This is a genomic window from Streptomyces sp. NPDC096079 (assembly GCF_040303145.1).
Classification (GTDB): Bacteria; Actinomycetota; Actinomycetes; order Streptomycetales; family Streptomycetaceae; genus Streptomyces.
The window spans coordinates 184,871-199,303 of the sequence record NZ_JBEOST010000001.1; the positions used below are offsets into that span (position 1 = coordinate 184,871).

The following is a 14,433-nucleotide window of genomic DNA, read 5'->3' on the forward strand; positions in this document are numbered from 1 at the left end:
GCCGAAACTGGCGCCATGGCTGAGGAGACGCGGGTGGCGGACCACGAGAAGCTGCGGCGGAACCTCGGTTTCCGTGACCTCGTCGTGTACGGACTGCTGTTCATCGCCCCCATGGCGCCGGTCGGCGTCTTCGGCACGCTCGACGCGAAGTCGCACGGAGCGGTCGCACTGGTGTACGTCGTGGCCACCGTCGCCATGGCGTTCACGGCGTTCAGCTACGCCCAGATGGTGCGGGTGGCGCCGCAGGCCGGCTCCGTCTTCGCGTACGCGCGCAAGGGCCTGGGGGAAGGGCCGGGTTTCATCGCCGGGTGGATGGCGATGCTCGACTACCTGCTCATCCCGGCCGTCGCCTACCTCTTCGCGGGCATCGCGATGGAGGCGCTGGTCCCGGAGGTCCACCGATGGGTGTGGACGGGGATCGCGGTGGTGCTCACCACCCTGCTGAACCTGTGGGGCGTGCGGGCGGCGGCCCGGGTCGGTTTCGCGGTCCTCGTGATGGAGATCGTCGTCCTCCTCGTCTTCGTCGTCTCGGCGGTGGTGGTGCTCGTACGGGACGGGGCCGAGCGCGACGCGTGGTCGCCGCTCACCGGCGACGGCTCCTTCTCGCTCGCGGCGGTCGTGGGCGCGGTGTCGGTGGCCGTCCTGTCGTACCTGGGCTTCGACGCGATCGCCTCCTTCGCGGAGGAGGTCACGGGGGGCTCGGCGAAGGTGGCGCGGGCGGTGCTGTTCTGCCTGGTCCTCGCGGGCGCCCTGTTCGTGGCCCAGACCTGGCTCGTGGCGCTCCTCGAACCGGTCTCCTCGGCCGAGCTCGCCGCCGACCCCGGCAAGCAGGGCTCGGCCTTCTACGACGCCGTGGACGCCTCGGTGGGGGGCTGGCTGCACGACCTGGTGGCCGTGTCGAAGGCGATCGGCGCGGCCTTCGCGGCGCTCGCGGGACAGGCGGCGGGCGGGCGGCTGCTGTTCGCCATGGGGCGCGAAGGGCGCCTTCCGCACCTCCTGGCGCGCACCGACGGGGGCGTCCCGCGGGTGGCGCTGCTCGTGTCGGCGACGGTGACGATGATCGCGGCCCTGTGGGCGGCACGCCGGGACGACGGCCTCGACCACCTGGTCTCGGTCGTCGACGTCGGCGCGCTGACCGCCTTCATCCTGCTGCACGCGAGCGTGGTGGGCTGGTTCGCCGTGCGGCGGGCCGAGGGGCCGCCGCACTGGCTGAGGCACGTGGTCCTGCCGGTGGTCGGCGCGGCGATCCTGATCGCGGTGATCGTCGAGGCCTCGGCCGCCGCGCAGGTGGTGGGCGTGGTGTGGCTGGGGGTGGGCCTGGTGGTCCTGGCGGTCCAGGGCGCGACGAGGCCGCCGGCGAACCCCTGAACCGGCGCGGGACGCCGGGCGCCGGGGCCGTCGTGTCCGGCGCCGCGTCGCGCGGCCCTGACGTTGTCGTACCGCGCGGTTACGCTCGGTCCATGGGTCTGACTACGTCCGCAGAAGCACCGCTTCCCGTCGGTGAGGTCTCCCGGATGATCGGGGGGTGGATCGACCGGCTCGGGGCGATCTGGGTCGAGGGGCAGATCACGCAGCTGTCCCGGCGCCCCGGCGCCGGGGTCGTCTTCCTGACGCTGCGGGATCCCTCGTACGACATCTCCATCGGCGTCACCTGCTACCGCCAGGTCTTCGACGCGGTCGCGGACCTCGTCTCGGAGGGCGCGCGGGTCGTCGTGCACGCCAAGCCCGAGTGGTACGCGCCGCGCGGGCAGCTGTCGCTGCGGGCGGTGGAGATCAAGCCGGTCGGGATCGGCGAGCTCCTCGCGCGCCTGGAGCAGCTGAAGCGGAGCCTGGCCTCGGAGGGCCTGTTCGCGCTCGACCGGAAGAAGCCCCTGCCGTTCCTGCCGCACCTCGTCGGCCTGGTCTGCGGCCGCGCCTCGGCGGCCGAGCGGGACGTCCTGGAGAACGCGCGCCGTCGCTGGCCCGCCGTCCGCTTCGAGGTGCGGAACGTCGCGGTGCAGGGCGTGAAGGCGGTCCCCCAGGTCGTCCAGGCGGTCAAGGAGCTGGACGCGCACGAGGACGTGGACGTGATCATCGTGGCCCGCGGCGGCGGCAGCGTCGAGGACCTGCTGCCGTTCTCGGACGAGCAGCTGGTCCGGGCGGTCGCCGCGTGCCGGACGCCGGTGGTGTCGGCGATCGGGCACGAGCCGGACTCGCCGCTGCTCGACCTGGTGGCCGATCTGCGCGCCTCGACGCCGACGGACGCGGCCAAGAAGGTCGTCCCGGACGTCGGCGAGGAGCTGGAGCGGGTGCGCGGGCTGCGGGACCGGGCGCTGCGGACCGTCCGCGGCCTGCTGGAGCGCGAGGAGCGGGGCCTGGCGCACGCGCTCGCGCGGCCTGTCATGGAGCATCCGCAGCGCATGGTCGAGGTCCGGGAGGACGAGGTCGCGGCGCTCCTGGCCCGGAGCCGCCGGGTCCTCGGGCACCTGCTCGACCGGGCGGACTCGGAGCTCTCGCACACGCGGGCGCGGGTCAGGGCGCTGTCGCCCGCCGCGACGCTGGAGCGGGGGTACGCGGTGCTCCAGCAGTCGGACGGGGCGGTGGTCCGCTCCCCCGAGGAGGTCGCGGAGGGCGAGGAGCTGCGGGCGCGGGTCGCCGAGGGCGAGCTCACGGTGCGGCGCGTGGCCGACCCGGCCTGAACGGCGGCCTGAACGGCCTGAACGGCCGGGGCGAACAGAGACGACGGATACCGAGGATGGAGCGGGAGCGGCAGATGGCAGCGGGAACGGACGCGGGAATGGGCGCGGGCGCGGAAGAGGCGGCCCTCGGGTACGAGCAGGCGCGGGACGAGCTGATCGAGGTCGTCCGACGCCTTGAGGCGGGCGGGACGTCCCTGGAGGAGTCCCTCGCGCTCTGGGAGCGCGGCGAGGAGCTGGCCAAGGTGTGCCGGCGCCGCCTGGAGGGCGCCCGGGCCCGGCTCGACGCCTCACTGGCGGCGGAGCAGGCCGCCGAGGCGGAGGCCGAGGACGAGGAGGCGTGAGACGCCGGGTCCCGAGGCGCCGGACCTGAGGCCCGGGTCACGAGGGGGCCCGGTCGGGAAGCCCGGGTCCCGGGGCGCCGGACCTGAGGCCCGGGTCACGAGGGGGCCCAGTCGGGAGGCCCGGTCCCGAGGCCCGGGTCATGAGGGGCCCCGGTCGGGAGGCCCGGTCCCGAGGCGCCGGACCTGAGGCCCGGGTGATGCGGAGGGTCCTGCGCAGAGGCCCCGGCCCCGGGCCCCGAGGCCCCGGCCCCGAGGCCCGGGCGCGCGGCGCCGGTCGCGCGGCGCCCGGTCGGGCCGCGCCGGTCGGGCGGTGTGACGCCCTGTGGCGGGCGCACCCCGGCGTGTAGACTCCGAGTGAAGCGGATCACTATCCGGATGGATTAGTTGAATTTTCACCAATCCTCGGCGTACTGTCGGGACATCGCTCGGAACCACGTACGAGCGAACCCCCTTGCAGTCCGGAAGGTACGCAGCATGTCTCTCGCCCTTGACGCCGTCGCCCAGGACCTCCTCTTCCGTGAGGCCCGCACCGCCAACACGTTCACCGACGAGCCGGTGACCGACGAGCAAATCCAGGCGATCTACGAGCTGGTGAAGTACGGCCCGACCGCCTTCAACCAGTCCCCGCTGCGCGTCACCCTGGTCCGCTCCCCCGAGGCCCGCGAGCGCCTGGTGAAGCACATGGCCGAGGGCAACCAGGCCAAGACCGCCTCCGCCCCGCTGGTCGCGATCCTCTCCGCCGACAACGAGTTCCACGAGGAGCTCCCGGCCCTGCTCCCGCACTTCCCGCAGGCCAAGGACATGTTCTTCTCCGAGCGCCCGGTCCGCGAGGGCTCCGCCCTGCTGAACGCCGCCCTCCAGGCCGCCTACTTCATCGTGGGCGTCCGCGCCGCCGGCCTGGCCGCCGGTCCGATGACGGGCCTGGACTTCGCCGGCGTCCAGAAGGAGTTCCTGGACGACGACCACACCCCGCTGATGGTCGTCAACATCGGCAAGCCGGGCGAGGACGCCTGGTTCCCGCGCTCCCCGCGCCTCTCCTACGACGAGGTCATCACCACCGTCTGAGTGGCACGCGAGAAGGGCCCCGCACTCCACGAGTGCGGGGCCCTTCCCTGTTGTGCCCAGGCGGGACTTTCCGGACGCGGCCTAGGCCTTCTTCGACTGGAGCGACCCGGCCATCTCGGCCAGCCGCTCGAAGGAGGCCGTGCCGGTCACCACGGTCGTCGCGCCGTTCTCCGTGCGGACGAGCGCGTCGTACTTCGGGCCCTCCCAGCGCTGCCAGACCTGGCCGGCGACCGTCTGGGTCTTCCCCGTGTCCTTGGCCTTCTGCGTCACCTCGGGCACGAACTTCCCGGGCTCCGCAGTCGACTGGTTCACGGCCACGTACTGGGTGTCCGGGGAGAGGAAGCCCAGCTGCCAGGCGTCGGACTTCTCGCGCTTGTACGAGACCACCGTCGCCTTCCAGCCCTCGCCCAGGCCCTCGGGGGCCAGCACCGGATAGGGCGCCGCCCGCTGGGCCGTGAGGAGCTCGACCCGGTAGTCCTTCGCCTTGACCGGAGCCGCGTCCTCGTCGTGCGGGATGAAGAGATACATCACGCCCGCGGCGACCATGATCACCCCGAGGGACTGGAACATCCCGCGTACCGTCTGCCTGCCTCGCATACCTGCCACGCCCACCATGGTCGCATCATGGTGCTGTGCTCATACGTGGGCCCCTCTGCTCATTTTGTCGACGTACCGATAGAGTCGCAGCACCCTCTTTTTTCCGGCCGTCGCCGTACAGAAAGGTGCGTTCCGATGACCGAGCACCACCACCTTCCGCCCGAGCTTGTCGTTTCCCCCGAGGCCCCCGACCGCAACCTCGCCCTTGAGCTGGTCCGCGTCACCGAGGCCGCCGCCATGGCCGCCGGCCGCTGGGTCGGTCGCGGCGACAAGATCGGCGCGGACGGGGCGGCGGTCAACGCCATGCGGACCCTGATCTCCACCGTCTCGATGAACGGCGTCGTCGTCATCGGCGAGGGCGAGAAGGACGAAGCCCCCATGCTCTTCAACGGCGAGCGGGTCGGCGACGGCACCGGCGCCGAGGTCGACATCGCCGTGGACCCGATCGACGGCACCACGCTCAACGCCAAGGGCATGCCCAACGCGATCGCCGTCCTGGCCGCCGCCGACCGCGGCACCATGTTCGACCCGTCCGCGGTCTTCTACATGGACAAGCTGGTCACCGGCCCCGAGGCCGCCGACTTCGTCGACATCAACGCCCCCGTCTCGGTCAACATCCGCCGGGTCGCCAAGGCGAAGAACTCCTCGCCCGAGGACATCACGGTCGTCATCCTGGACCGCCCGCGTCACGAGGGCATCGTCAAGGAGATCCGCGAGACCGGCGCCCGGATCAAGTTCATCTCCGACGGCGACGTCGCCGGTTCGATCATGGCCGTCCGCGAGGGCACCGGCGTCGACATGCTCATGGGCATCGGCGGCACCCCCGAGGGCATCATCTCCGCCTGCGCCATCAAGTGCCTCGGCGGCGTGATCCAGGGCAAGCTGTGGCCGAAGGACGACGCCGAGCGCCAGAAGGCGCTGGACGCGGGTCACGACCTGGACCGCGTGCTCTCCACGAACGACCTGGTCTCCGGCGACAACGTGTTCTTCGTCGCCACCGGCATCACCGACGGCGAGATCCTGCGCGGGGTGCGCTACCGCGCCGAGACGGCGACCACGCAGTCGCTGGTCATGCGCTCGAAGTCGGGCACGATCCGTCAGATCGACTCGACGCACCGCCTCTCGAAGCTGCGCGCGTACAGCAAGATCGACTTCGACCGCGCGAAGTAACGATCAGGCACGACGGTACGAAGAGGGGCGCCCCCATGTGCGGTGGGGGCGCCCCTTCTCGTACGGACCGGGGGTGGGTTCCTCGATCCCGTCAGCCCGCCTGTGCGATGCGCTCGGTCGCGGCCGCCTTCCGCAGCTCCACCTCACGCCGCCGGCGCCGGGCGAGGACCACACGGCGCTCCGCGGCCGTGAGCCCGCCCCACACCCCGTACGGCTCGGGCTGGAGCAGCGCGTGCTCCCGGCACTCGACCATCACCGGACAGCGCGCGCAGACCCGCTTGGCCGCCTCCTCGCGGGCGAGCCGCGCGGCGGTCGGCTCCTTGGAGGGAGCGAAGAAGAGCCCGGCTTCGTCCCGGCGGCACACCGCCTCCGCGTGCCATGGACCGCCCTCGTCCTCCCGGGCAGGGGCGCGCTGAGGGGGTACGGCGGCGACCTGGAGGGGCTGATGCGGCAGTTGCAGCACGGTCTACTCCTGACGACGGCTTCGCGAGCGAGCGGCGATGCACCAGCCCTACCCGCTGTGCGCGCGCCTATGCACTGCGTGCCCCGCCGTTCCGCACTGCGGATACCCGAAGGCGAATTCCGGTCACCTTCGCGCCTCCTCGGGGCGCCGCGCGGGAGTCAGTTCCCCAGCTTCTTGCGGAGCCGCCCCTGGAGGTCGGTGATCCACTTGCCACGCTTGGGCCTGGCCTCGACGTTCCCGAAGACCGAGTAGCCGTTGATGACGACGACCGGCGCCTGCGGGTCGGCCCCTTCCAGGGTCACGACCTCGAAGTTCCCGAAGATGCCGCTGCCGTTGCCGCGCAGGCTGATGTTCTCCGGGACCCGCACCTCGACGTTGCCGAAGATGGAGGTGGCGTTGATCGTGGTGAGCCGCTGGGCGAAGATCGCCTCGGTCAGGTCGATCTCGATGTTCCCGAAGAGGGCGAAGGCGTTCGTCCGGCGGCTCACCCGCCAGCGGCCCTTGCGGGTGGTGCTGGAGAAGATCGCGACGAGGTTGTCCGCCGGGCCCTCGGGGTCGTCGGAGCCCCAGGCGGCGGCCTGTTCGGGCTCGTGGGCGGTGCGGGCGTCCGGCAGGTCGCGGACGATCGGCTCCAGCTCCCCGACGGTCTTGGCCCGGTAGACCGCGTCGATCCGGTCCGAGTGCTCCTCGGCGTCGAGCCGGCCCTCCGCGAGGGCGTCCCTGAGGATGTCCGCGATCCGGTCCCGGTCCGCGTCCGAGGCCCGCAGCGAGCCCTTCGGATCGGCGTACGCGGGCTCGGCGAGAGCGGGCTCGGCGGGGGCGACCGGACGCTGCGGCTGCGGCTGCTTCTCGGGTTCGGGCTGCTTTTCGAGGTCCACGGAGCCAGCCTAGCGAAACGCGATAGATCGCAACCAGAGGGAGACACCCTGGTCCCGTCCCCTAGGGGACACCCCGGGACGCGCGGGCGGGACACGGAAACACGCCATTCCGGTGCGCTCCCTCCCCCTACTGAGCCTTACCTCACAGGATCCGCGCCGCTCCCGCGTCATACGCTGGAGGGCGCGCCGCCAACGGAGGCGGCGCAGCTGTCTGCCGAGTGAGGAATGGCCCCCGTCATGGCTGAGTTTGCGTACTCCGATCTGCTCCCCCTGGGAGAGGACACCACGCCCTACCGCCTGGTGACCGCCGAAGGTGTCTCCACCTTCGAGGCCGACGGGCGTACGTTCCTCAAGGTCGAGCCCGAGGCGCTGCGCAAGCTGGCCGCCGAGGCCATCCACGACATCCAGCACTTCCTGCGCCCGGCCCACCTGGCCCAGCTGCGCCGGATCATCGACGACCCGGAGGCGTCGGGCAACGACAAGTTCGTGGCGCTCGACCTCCTCAAGAACGCGAACATCGCCGCCGCCGGCGTGCTGCCCATGTGCCAGGACACCGGCACCGCGATCGTCATGGGCAAGCGCGGCCAGAACGTGCTGACCTCCGGCCGCGACGAGGAGGCCCTGTCGAAGGGCATCTACGACGCCTACACCAAGCTGAACCTGCGCTACTCGCAGATGGCCCCGGTGACCATGTGGGAGGAGAAGAACACCGGCTCGAACCTGCCCGCGCAGATCGAGCTGTACGCGACCGACGGCGGCGCGTACAAGTTCCTCTTCATGGCCAAGGGCGGCGGCTCGGCCAACAAGTCCTTCCTCTACCAGGAGACCAAGGCGGTCCTGAACGAGGCCTCCATGATGAAGTTCCTGGAGGAGAAGATCCGTTCGCTGGGCACGGCCGCCTGCCCGCCGTACCACCTGGCGATCGTCGTCGGCGGCACGAGCGCCGAGTTCGCGCTGAAGACCGCGAAGTACGCCTCCGCGCACTACCTGGACGAGCTGCCCACCGAGGGCTCGGCCGAGACCGGCCACGGCTTCCGCGACAAGGAGCTGGAGGAGAAGGTCTTCGAGCTGACGCAGAAGATCGGCATCGGCGCGCAGTTCGGCGGCAAGTACTTCTGCCACGACGTCCGGGTCGTCCGCCTCCCCCGTCACGGCGCCTCGCTGCCCGTCGCGATCGCCGTGTCCTGCTCGGCCGACCGCCAGGCCGTCGCGAAGATCACCGCCGAGGGCGTCTTCCTGGAGCAGCTGGAGACCGACCCGGCGCGCTTCCTGCCGGAGACGACGGACGCGCACCTCTCCGAGGAGAGCGACGTCGTCACGATCGACCTGAACCAGCCGATGGACGAGATCCTCGCCGAGCTGACCAAGTACCCGGTCAAGACCCGGCTCTCGCTCAACGGCCCGCTGGTCGTGGCGCGCGACATCGCGCACGCCAAGATCAAGGAGCGCCTGGACGCGGGTGAGGAGATGCCGCAGTACCTGAAGGACCACCCGGTCTACTACGCGGGCCCCGCGAAGACCCCCGAGGGATACGCCTCGGGCTCCTTCGGCCCGACGACGGCCGGCCGCATGGACTCGTACGTGGAGCAGTTCCAGGCGGCGGGCGGCTCGAAGGTCATGCTGGCCAAGGGCAACCGCTCGCAGCAGGTGACGAACGCCTGCGGCGCGCACGGCGGTTTCTACCTGGGCTCGATCGGCGGCCCGGCGGCCCGTCTCGCGCAGGACTGCATCAAGAAGGTCGAGGTCGTCGAGTACGAGGAGCTCGGCATGGAGGCGGTCTGGAAGATCGAGGTCGAGGACTTCCCGGCGTTCATCGTCGTCGACGACAAGGGCAACGACTTCTTCCAGAACCCGGCGCCGGAGCCGACGTTCACGCACATTCCGGTGCGCCAGGGGTCGCAGCTGTCCTGACGCTCTCGTGAGGCCCCCCGGTCCGTCCGCAAGGCCGGACCCGGGGGGCCTCGTCGATCTTCGCTCAGAAAGTCGCTACCGAGCGGTAGCCTTCCCGTCGCCTACTGGTCAGTATGGGGCGCGAGCATGTCAACCACTGAGCCGGTCGACCACTCGGGAGCCCCCCATGCCCTCCGCCAAGGCCACCGCCACGGCCACCACCGCCCTCGGCCTGACGGCCCTCCTCGTCGTCGGCGCCGCGCCCACCGCCTCCGCCGCCGACCCCGACTCCCACGTCACCTCGGCCGCCGCCCTCGCGGACGTCGACTACACGACGTGGCGCCGTGACGTGGCGGCCGTCGTCGCCGAGGCCCGCCCGTACATCGAGGCGCGCGCCGACAACGCCGGCCGCGAGAAGCAGGCCATCGTCCTCGACATCGACAACAGCTCCCTGGAGACGGACTTCCACCCCTTCTGGGAGCTGCCGACCCCGGCCATCGCCGATGTGCGGACGCTCGTCCGCGACGCCCACGCGCGCGGGGTGGCCGTCTTCTTCGTGACCGCCCGGCCCGGAATCATCCAGTCCCTGACGGACTGGAACCTGAAGAAGGCCGGCTACCCCGTCGACGGCCTGTACGTGCGCTCGCTGCCCGATCTGTTCGCCGAGGTCAGCGCGTACAAGACGGAGAAGCGCGCGGAGATCGAGGCCAAGGGCTACACGATCATCGCGAACATCGGCAACAACACGACCGACCTCGTCGGCGGCCACGCCGAGCGCACCTTCAAGCTCCCCGACTACGGCGGCAAGCTGTCGTGACGGGCTCACCGCACGGTGACGTGGAACTCCATCCGCGAGTAGTCCCCGTCGGGGGTCGTACTCACGTATCCACGCGCCTGCGTGAAGTCGCCGGTGCCGCCGGTGATGGCGATGTCGTAGGCGGCCGGCGCCTCGTTCGAGACGTCGAAGGTGACGAGGGCCTGGGCGGTGAGCTGTCCGCCCGGTCCGCCGTTCAGGACGAAGGTGCCGACGCAGTTCACGTCGGCCTGGTCCCCGGAGACGCGCACCACGGCGCAGGTCACACCGTCGCGGCCGACCTTGCTGCCGCCCTTGGTCTTGTACAGGTCGTCGGCGATCGTGAAGACGTCTCCGACCTCGGGTGACTGCTGGCTCTCACTCGCCCCGGCGGACGGGACCTCCTTGGAGTAGAGGGTGAACTCGAATCCGTCCCCGTCGTCGGCGGAGACGGGCGCGGCGGAGGTGAAGGAGACGGCCGCGACGGCCGCCACCGCGCAGACGCCCAGCGCGCCGGTCCTCCTGTAGGTGCGGATCATGTCCTGCCTCCCGTGGGATGGGGGTCCCCCTCGGCACGCTTCACATTGTCCGGGGACCACGCCGGATTCGCCCGTCCGGCGCAGTCCTCCGAGGTCACGTCGGGGATCATGGCGCCATGGCACTGAGAGCACGCCCGATACGCACGTCCGCCGTCCCGGCCGCCCTGGTGGCGGCCGGGCTGCTGCTGACCGCCTGTGGCACCACCCCGCAGCCCGCCACACCGGCGGCCGGCGCGTCCACGGCGGCCGGCGCGCCCGCCGCGCCCCAGGCCGCCGCGACCCTCGGCGGCCCCGGTTCCGCCTGCGCGCTCCCCGTCTCCTTCGCGCTCGCGGCGGACTGGAAGCCGCGGGCGATCGAGGACCCGGAGAACCCCGAGTTCGCGGCGCTCACCCGCCAGGGCCCCGCCACCGTCCGCTGCGAGGTCGACGCCAAGCCGGCGGGGAACATCGGCTACCTGCGGGTGTGGACGGCCGCGAAGGGCCCCGCCCGGACCGCCCTCGAAGCCTTCGTGAAGGCGGAGAAGGGCAGTTCGGCGGCCTCGTACCGGGAGACGAAGGCCGGGACGCTGCCGGCGGCCGAGGTGACGTACACGGTCGGCGAACCGCTGCTCGGGGAGTCCAAGGAGGAGCGGGCCTTCGCCGTCTCCACCCCGAAGGGGACGGTCATCGTCCATCTCGGCGGCCTCGACACCGACGAGCACCGGGCGATGCTCCCGGCCTACGAGCTGGCGCGAAGCACCACGAAGGCGCTCTGAGCCGGCCGCGTCCCGTCCGGGCATGACCGTGGCCCCCCGTCCCGCACCGGACGGGGGGCCACGGCGTGTGCGGGGGCTCCTAGGCGAACTTCTGGTTCGCCGAGCCGTCGCAGGTCTGGAGCCGGACCGGCTCCTTCGCCGCGCCCTGGGTGAGGCAGAGCCCGGTCGCGGCGGCGGGCCGGACCGTGGCGCCGTCACGGACGAAGTTCTGGTTGGCGGCGCCGCTGCAGTTCCAGACGATGAGCGCCTTGCCGGCCTGGTAGGCGGCCCCCGGGACGTCCAGGCAGCGGTCCTGGGTGAGCTGCGTGTGGAGGGTCTGCCGGGCGGAGTCGTACCACCAGCCCTGGTTGCGGCCGCCGTGGCAGTCCCAGCCGAGGACGGCGGTGCCGTTGGCGGACTCGGAGGCGTTCACGTCCAGGCAGTTGCCGGTCGCCTGGTTCTTCAGCGGCTTGTACGCGTCGTCCCAGGCGAGCGGGAAGAGCGTCGGGGTCCCGGAGGAGTCGACGTCGGCGCAGCTCGCCTCGCGCAGGCCCGAGTTGTAGATCTGGGTCAGGCAGGAGGCGAAGGCGGCGTGGCCGCTCCGGTTCGGGTGGAAGGACTGGCGGACGGAGTTCTCGTCGAGGCCGCCGGGCTTGGAGAGGTCGATGTAGAGGCCCCGGGCCCAGGTGTCCTCCATGCAGACCTCGTGGCCGTGGAAGAGCCGCGAGTTGTCGAGGTAGGTGGCGCCGGTGTCGGCCGCCGCCTTGCGCATCCCGCGCTCGAAGGCGGGGACGGCGGTGTTGCGGCCCCACTTGGTGTCGGAGTCGTACCCCATGCCGCCGCAGGAGAGCTTGCCGGGGAAGTTCGGGTTGTCGTGGAAGTCCGGGCCGATCGGGCTGGGGTAGCCCATGAGGACCAGCTTGTAGTCGCCGTCGGCGTATCCGGCGTCGCTCATGACGGTCCTGAGGTCGCGGACGGTCTGCTCGACCTTGGGGACGAGCGCGTCGACGCGGGCCTGCCAGCCGGGGTCGTACTTGGGCTCGCAGGTGCCCTGGCTGAGCACGAACCGCTGGACGCAGTCGGTCATGACGGGCCCGAACTGCAGGTCGTCGTTGGCGCCGGCGACGAGCAGCACCATCTTGATGCGGGTGTTGCGGGCCTTGACCGCGAGGTTGTCGCTCTGGACGAGCTCGTCGGCGTACTGCTTGGAGCCGCCGATCCGGATGTTGCCGGTGTAGGCACCGGAGCAGGAGACGTTGAAGGTGAGGTCCGCGGGGATCCCGGTGCGGTGGATGGCGGAGTCCGGGGAGCGGTGGCACCAGTTGGTGGGCCCGTTGGTGGGCGATTCGTACGTGCCGACGCCCTCGCCGGAGATCTCGCTGTCGCCGAGCGAGATCAGGCCGGTCCTGCGCTGGGCGAGCGGGCGCTCCTCGGGGCTGCCGTAGATCTTGGTGGCCTCGGCCGCCCGGATCGCCTCCAGCTCGGGAGAGAGCGGTACGGAGGTGATTCCGGCCGCCGCGCTCGTGTCGGCCGCGCCGGCGGGGACGGCGGCGGTCATGCTGCCGAGGGCCGCCGCGGCGGCGGCGACGACCGCGACGGGCCAGCGGAGTCTGTACCTGGTGCGCTTCACTGCGCCTCCTGGAAGTGGGGTTACCCACGGTTTTTACTGGCCGGTACGCGCCTTGGGAATACATCGAACAAGACAAGTGCTCATCTTTTTCAGGAGGTTGAGAAACATGAACGAGGCAGACGGATACCGGATCGAGCACGACTCCATGGGCGAGGTGCGGGTCCCCGCGCACGCCAAGTGGCGCGCCCAGACCCAGCGGGCCGTGGAGAACTTCCCGGTCTCCGGACAGCGACTCGAGCGCGCCCACATCGAGGCCCTGGCCCGGATCAAGGCCGCCGCCGCCCGGGTCAACGCCCAGCTCGGAGTGATCGACGAGGACCGCGCCGAGGCGATCGCCTCGGCCGCCGACGAGGTCGCCGGAGGACGCTGGGACGAGCACTTCCCCGTGGACGTCTTCCAGACCGGCTCGGGCACCTCGTCCAACATGAACACCAACGAGGTGATCGCCACCCTCGCCACCGAACGGCTCCCCGAGGGGCGCGAGGTCCACCCCAACGACCACGTCAACGCCTCGCAGTCCTCGAACGACGTCTTCCCCTCCTCCATCCACATCGCGGCCACCGGCGCCGTCACCCGCGACCTGATCCCCGCGCTCGACCACCTGGCCGCCTCCCTGGAGCGAAAATCGGCCGAATTCGCGACGGTGGTGAAGTCCGGCCGTACGCATCTGATGGACGCCACCCCGGTCACCCTGGGCCAGGAGTTCGGCGGCTACGCGGCCCAGGTCAGGTACGGCGCGGAGCGGCTGCGCGCCGCGCTCCCCCGGCTCGCCGAACTCCCCCTCGGCGGAACGGCGGTGGGCACCGGGATCAACACCCCGGCCGGCTTCTCCGCCGCCGTCATCGCCGAGGTCGCCCACGCCACCGGGCTGCCGCTGACCGAGGCCCGCGACCACTTCGAGGCCCAGGGCGCCCGCGACGCCCTCGTGGAGACGTCCGGGCAGCTCCGTACCGTCGCCGTCTCCCTCACCAAGATCGCCAACGATCTGCGCTGGATGGCCAGCGGGCCGCGCACGGGCCTCGCCGAGATCAACCTCCCCGACCTCCAGCCCGGCTCCTCGATCATGCCGGGCAAGGTCAACCCGGTGATCCCCGAGGCGGTCCTGATGGTCGCCGCGCAGGTCACGGGCAACGACACCACGGTGGCGGTGGCCGGCGCCGCCGGGAACTTCGAGCTCAACGTGATGCTGCCGGTGATGGCCAAGAACCTGCTGGAGTCCGTACGACTTCTGGCCAACGCCTCCCGGCTCCTCGCCGACCGCACGGTCGACGGGATCACGGCCAACGTGGAGCGCGCCCGGGAGTACGCCGAGTCCTCCCCGTCCGTGGTCACCCCGCTGAACAAGTACATCGGCTACGAGGAGGCCGCGAAGGTCGCGAAGAAGTCGCTCGCCGAGCGCAAGACCATCCGCGAGGTGGTCCTGGAGTCCGGCTACGTCGAGCGGGGCGACCTCACCGTCGCGCAGCTCGACGAGGCGCTGGACGTCCTGCGGATGACCCACCCCTAGGCCGTGGCCGGAGGGTCCCGCCCGGGCCGCGACGCCCGGCGCGGCGTCCCCCGGGCTCAGGTGACCGGCCGGTAGCGACCGGCCGGTAGCCGACGGCTCCGTGATCTGTGCCGCAGCGGTCGTGGGAGCGCGCCCCTAAGATCTGCGC

Annotated in this window: 14 protein-coding genes; 9 read left to right on the top strand and 5 right to left on the bottom strand. The window is 71.5% G+C overall.

Features of this window, described 5'->3' with window-relative positions; translation table 11 throughout:
• Window positions 1-15: 15 nt before the first annotated feature.
• The 4 genes from ABTY59_RS00835 to ABTY59_RS00850 all read left to right on the top strand — a co-directional run bounded on the left by ABTY59_RS00835 (window position 16) and on the right by ABTY59_RS00850 (window position 4,084).
• On the top strand, window positions 16-1,368 hold the full coding sequence (locus tag ABTY59_RS00835; protein WP_352016753.1) for an APC family permease: 1,353 nt from the start codon (window positions 16-18) through the stop codon (window positions 1,366-1,368).
• 92 nt (window positions 1,369-1,460) lie between these two features.
• Window positions 1,461-2,678 (top strand): exodeoxyribonuclease VII large subunit, encoded by a 1,218-nt coding sequence (gene xseA, locus ABTY59_RS00840; RefSeq protein WP_352016754.1) that lies wholly within the window; start codon window positions 1,461-1,463, stop codon window positions 2,676-2,678.
• 74 nt (window positions 2,679-2,752) lie between these two features.
• Window positions 2,753-3,019, top strand: a complete 267-nt coding sequence (locus ABTY59_RS00845; protein WP_502995319.1) for an exodeoxyribonuclease VII small subunit — start codon at window positions 2,753-2,755, stop codon at window positions 3,017-3,019.
• Between the two features lie 474 nt (window positions 3,020-3,493).
• On the top strand, window positions 3,494-4,084 hold the full coding sequence (locus ABTY59_RS00850; protein WP_352016755.1) for a malonic semialdehyde reductase: 591 nt from the start codon (window positions 3,494-3,496) through the stop codon (window positions 4,082-4,084).
• Between the two features lie 81 nt (window positions 4,085-4,165).
• Here the strand turns inward: ABTY59_RS00850 and ABTY59_RS00855 are convergent, their stop codons facing one another.
• Window positions 4,166-4,699 (bottom strand): DUF4245 domain-containing protein, encoded by a 534-nt coding sequence (locus tag ABTY59_RS00855; protein ID WP_352016756.1) that lies wholly within the window; start codon window positions 4,697-4,699, stop codon window positions 4,166-4,168.
• Between the two features lie 117 nt (window positions 4,700-4,816).
• On the opposite strand from ABTY59_RS00855, the gene glpX reads away from it, so the two are divergent.
• Entirely contained in the window at window positions 4,817-5,851 is a 1,035-nt protein-coding gene (glpX, locus tag ABTY59_RS00860; protein WP_329854066.1) for a class II fructose-bisphosphatase, read from the top strand.
• A gap of 91 nt (window positions 5,852-5,942) precedes the next feature.
• On the opposite strand, the gene ABTY59_RS00865 is transcribed toward glpX, so the two are convergent.
• Window positions 5,943-6,314, bottom strand: a complete 372-nt coding sequence (locus tag ABTY59_RS00865) for a WhiB family transcriptional regulator (RefSeq protein ID WP_352016757.1) — start codon at window positions 6,312-6,314, stop codon at window positions 5,943-5,945.
• Window positions 6,315-6,472: 158 nt separating this feature from the next.
• A complete protein-coding gene (locus ABTY59_RS00870; RefSeq protein ID WP_352016758.1) occupies window positions 6,473-7,192 on the bottom strand; it encodes a DUF1707 SHOCT-like domain-containing protein in 720 nt (239 codons plus the stop codon).
• A gap of 237 nt (window positions 7,193-7,429) precedes the next feature.
• On the opposite strand from ABTY59_RS00870, the gene ABTY59_RS00875 reads away from it, so the two are divergent.
• Together ABTY59_RS00875 and ABTY59_RS00880 are read left to right on the top strand one after the other, a co-directional pair.
• Window positions 7,430-9,103 carry a fumarate hydratase gene (locus tag ABTY59_RS00875; protein ID WP_352016759.1) on the top strand — a complete coding sequence of 558 codons (1,674 nt, stop codon included), beginning with the start codon at window positions 7,430-7,432 and terminating at the stop codon, window positions 9,101-9,103.
• 166 nt (window positions 9,104-9,269) lie between these two features.
• Window positions 9,270-9,899 carry an HAD family acid phosphatase gene (locus tag ABTY59_RS00880; RefSeq protein WP_352016760.1) on the top strand — a complete coding sequence of 210 codons (630 nt, stop codon included), beginning with the start codon at window positions 9,270-9,272 and terminating at the stop codon, window positions 9,897-9,899.
• A 5-nt stretch (window positions 9,900-9,904) separates the two neighbouring features.
• On the opposite strand, the gene ABTY59_RS00885 is transcribed toward ABTY59_RS00880, so the two are convergent.
• Window positions 9,905-10,414, bottom strand: coding sequence for a dirigent protein (locus tag ABTY59_RS00885; protein WP_352016761.1), 510 nt, complete (start codon window positions 10,412-10,414; stop codon window positions 9,905-9,907).
• Window positions 10,415-10,530: 116 nt separating this feature from the next.
• Here ABTY59_RS00885 and ABTY59_RS00890 point away from each other — a divergent pair, with 116 nt between their 5' ends.
• Window positions 10,531-11,169 (top strand): lipoprotein, encoded by a 639-nt coding sequence (locus ABTY59_RS00890; RefSeq protein ID WP_352016762.1) that lies wholly within the window; start codon window positions 10,531-10,533, stop codon window positions 11,167-11,169.
• A gap of 79 nt (window positions 11,170-11,248) precedes the next feature.
• Here the strand turns inward: ABTY59_RS00890 and ABTY59_RS00895 are convergent, their stop codons facing one another.
• Window positions 11,249-12,778 (bottom strand): ricin-type beta-trefoil lectin domain protein, encoded by a 1,530-nt coding sequence (locus ABTY59_RS00895; RefSeq protein ID WP_352016763.1) that lies wholly within the window; start codon window positions 12,776-12,778, stop codon window positions 11,249-11,251.
• A gap of 106 nt (window positions 12,779-12,884) precedes the next feature.
• Here ABTY59_RS00895 and ABTY59_RS00900 point away from each other — a divergent pair, with 106 nt between their 5' ends.
• Window positions 12,885-14,285 (top strand): class II fumarate hydratase, encoded by a 1,401-nt coding sequence (locus ABTY59_RS00900; RefSeq protein ID WP_352016764.1) that lies wholly within the window; start codon window positions 12,885-12,887, stop codon window positions 14,283-14,285.
• Window positions 14,286-14,433: the final 148 nt, after the last annotated feature.

What these genes read in the sequence shown, in the direction of transcription:
- ABTY59_RS00850 (WP_352016755.1), top strand. Translation starts at nt 3,494, where the DNA reads ATGTCTCTCGCCCTTGACGCCGTCGCCCAGGACCTCCTCTTCCGTGAG.
- ABTY59_RS00875 (WP_352016759.1), top strand. Translation starts at nt 7,430, where the DNA reads ATGGCTGAGTTTGCGTACTCCGATCTGCTCCCCCTGGGAGAGGACACC.
- glpX (WP_329854066.1), top strand. Translation starts at nt 4,817, where the DNA reads ATGACCGAGCACCACCACCTTCCGCCCGAGCTTGTCGTTTCCCCCGAG.
- xseA (WP_352016754.1), top strand. Translation starts at nt 1,461, where the DNA reads ATGGGTCTGACTACGTCCGCAGAAGCACCGCTTCCCGTCGGTGAGGTC.
- ABTY59_RS00835 (WP_352016753.1), top strand. Translation starts at nt 16, where the DNA reads ATGGCTGAGGAGACGCGGGTGGCGGACCACGAGAAGCTGCGGCGGAAC.
- ABTY59_RS00885 (WP_352016761.1), bottom strand. Translation starts at nt 10,414, where the DNA reads ATGATCCGCACCTACAGGAGGACCGGCGCGCTGGGCGTCTGCGCGGTG.
- ABTY59_RS00855 (WP_352016756.1), bottom strand. Translation starts at nt 4,699, where the DNA reads ATGGTGGGCGTGGCAGGTATGCGAGGCAGGCAGACGGTACGCGGGATG.
- ABTY59_RS00890 (WP_352016762.1), top strand. Translation starts at nt 10,531, where the DNA reads ATGGCACTGAGAGCACGCCCGATACGCACGTCCGCCGTCCCGGCCGCC.
- ABTY59_RS00880 (WP_352016760.1), top strand. Translation starts at nt 9,270, where the DNA reads ATGCCCTCCGCCAAGGCCACCGCCACGGCCACCACCGCCCTCGGCCTG.
- ABTY59_RS00900 (WP_352016764.1), top strand. Translation starts at nt 12,885, where the DNA reads ATGAACGAGGCAGACGGATACCGGATCGAGCACGACTCCATGGGCGAG.
- ABTY59_RS00845 (WP_502995319.1), top strand. Translation starts at nt 2,753, where the DNA reads ATGGCAGCGGGAACGGACGCGGGAATGGGCGCGGGCGCGGAAGAGGCG.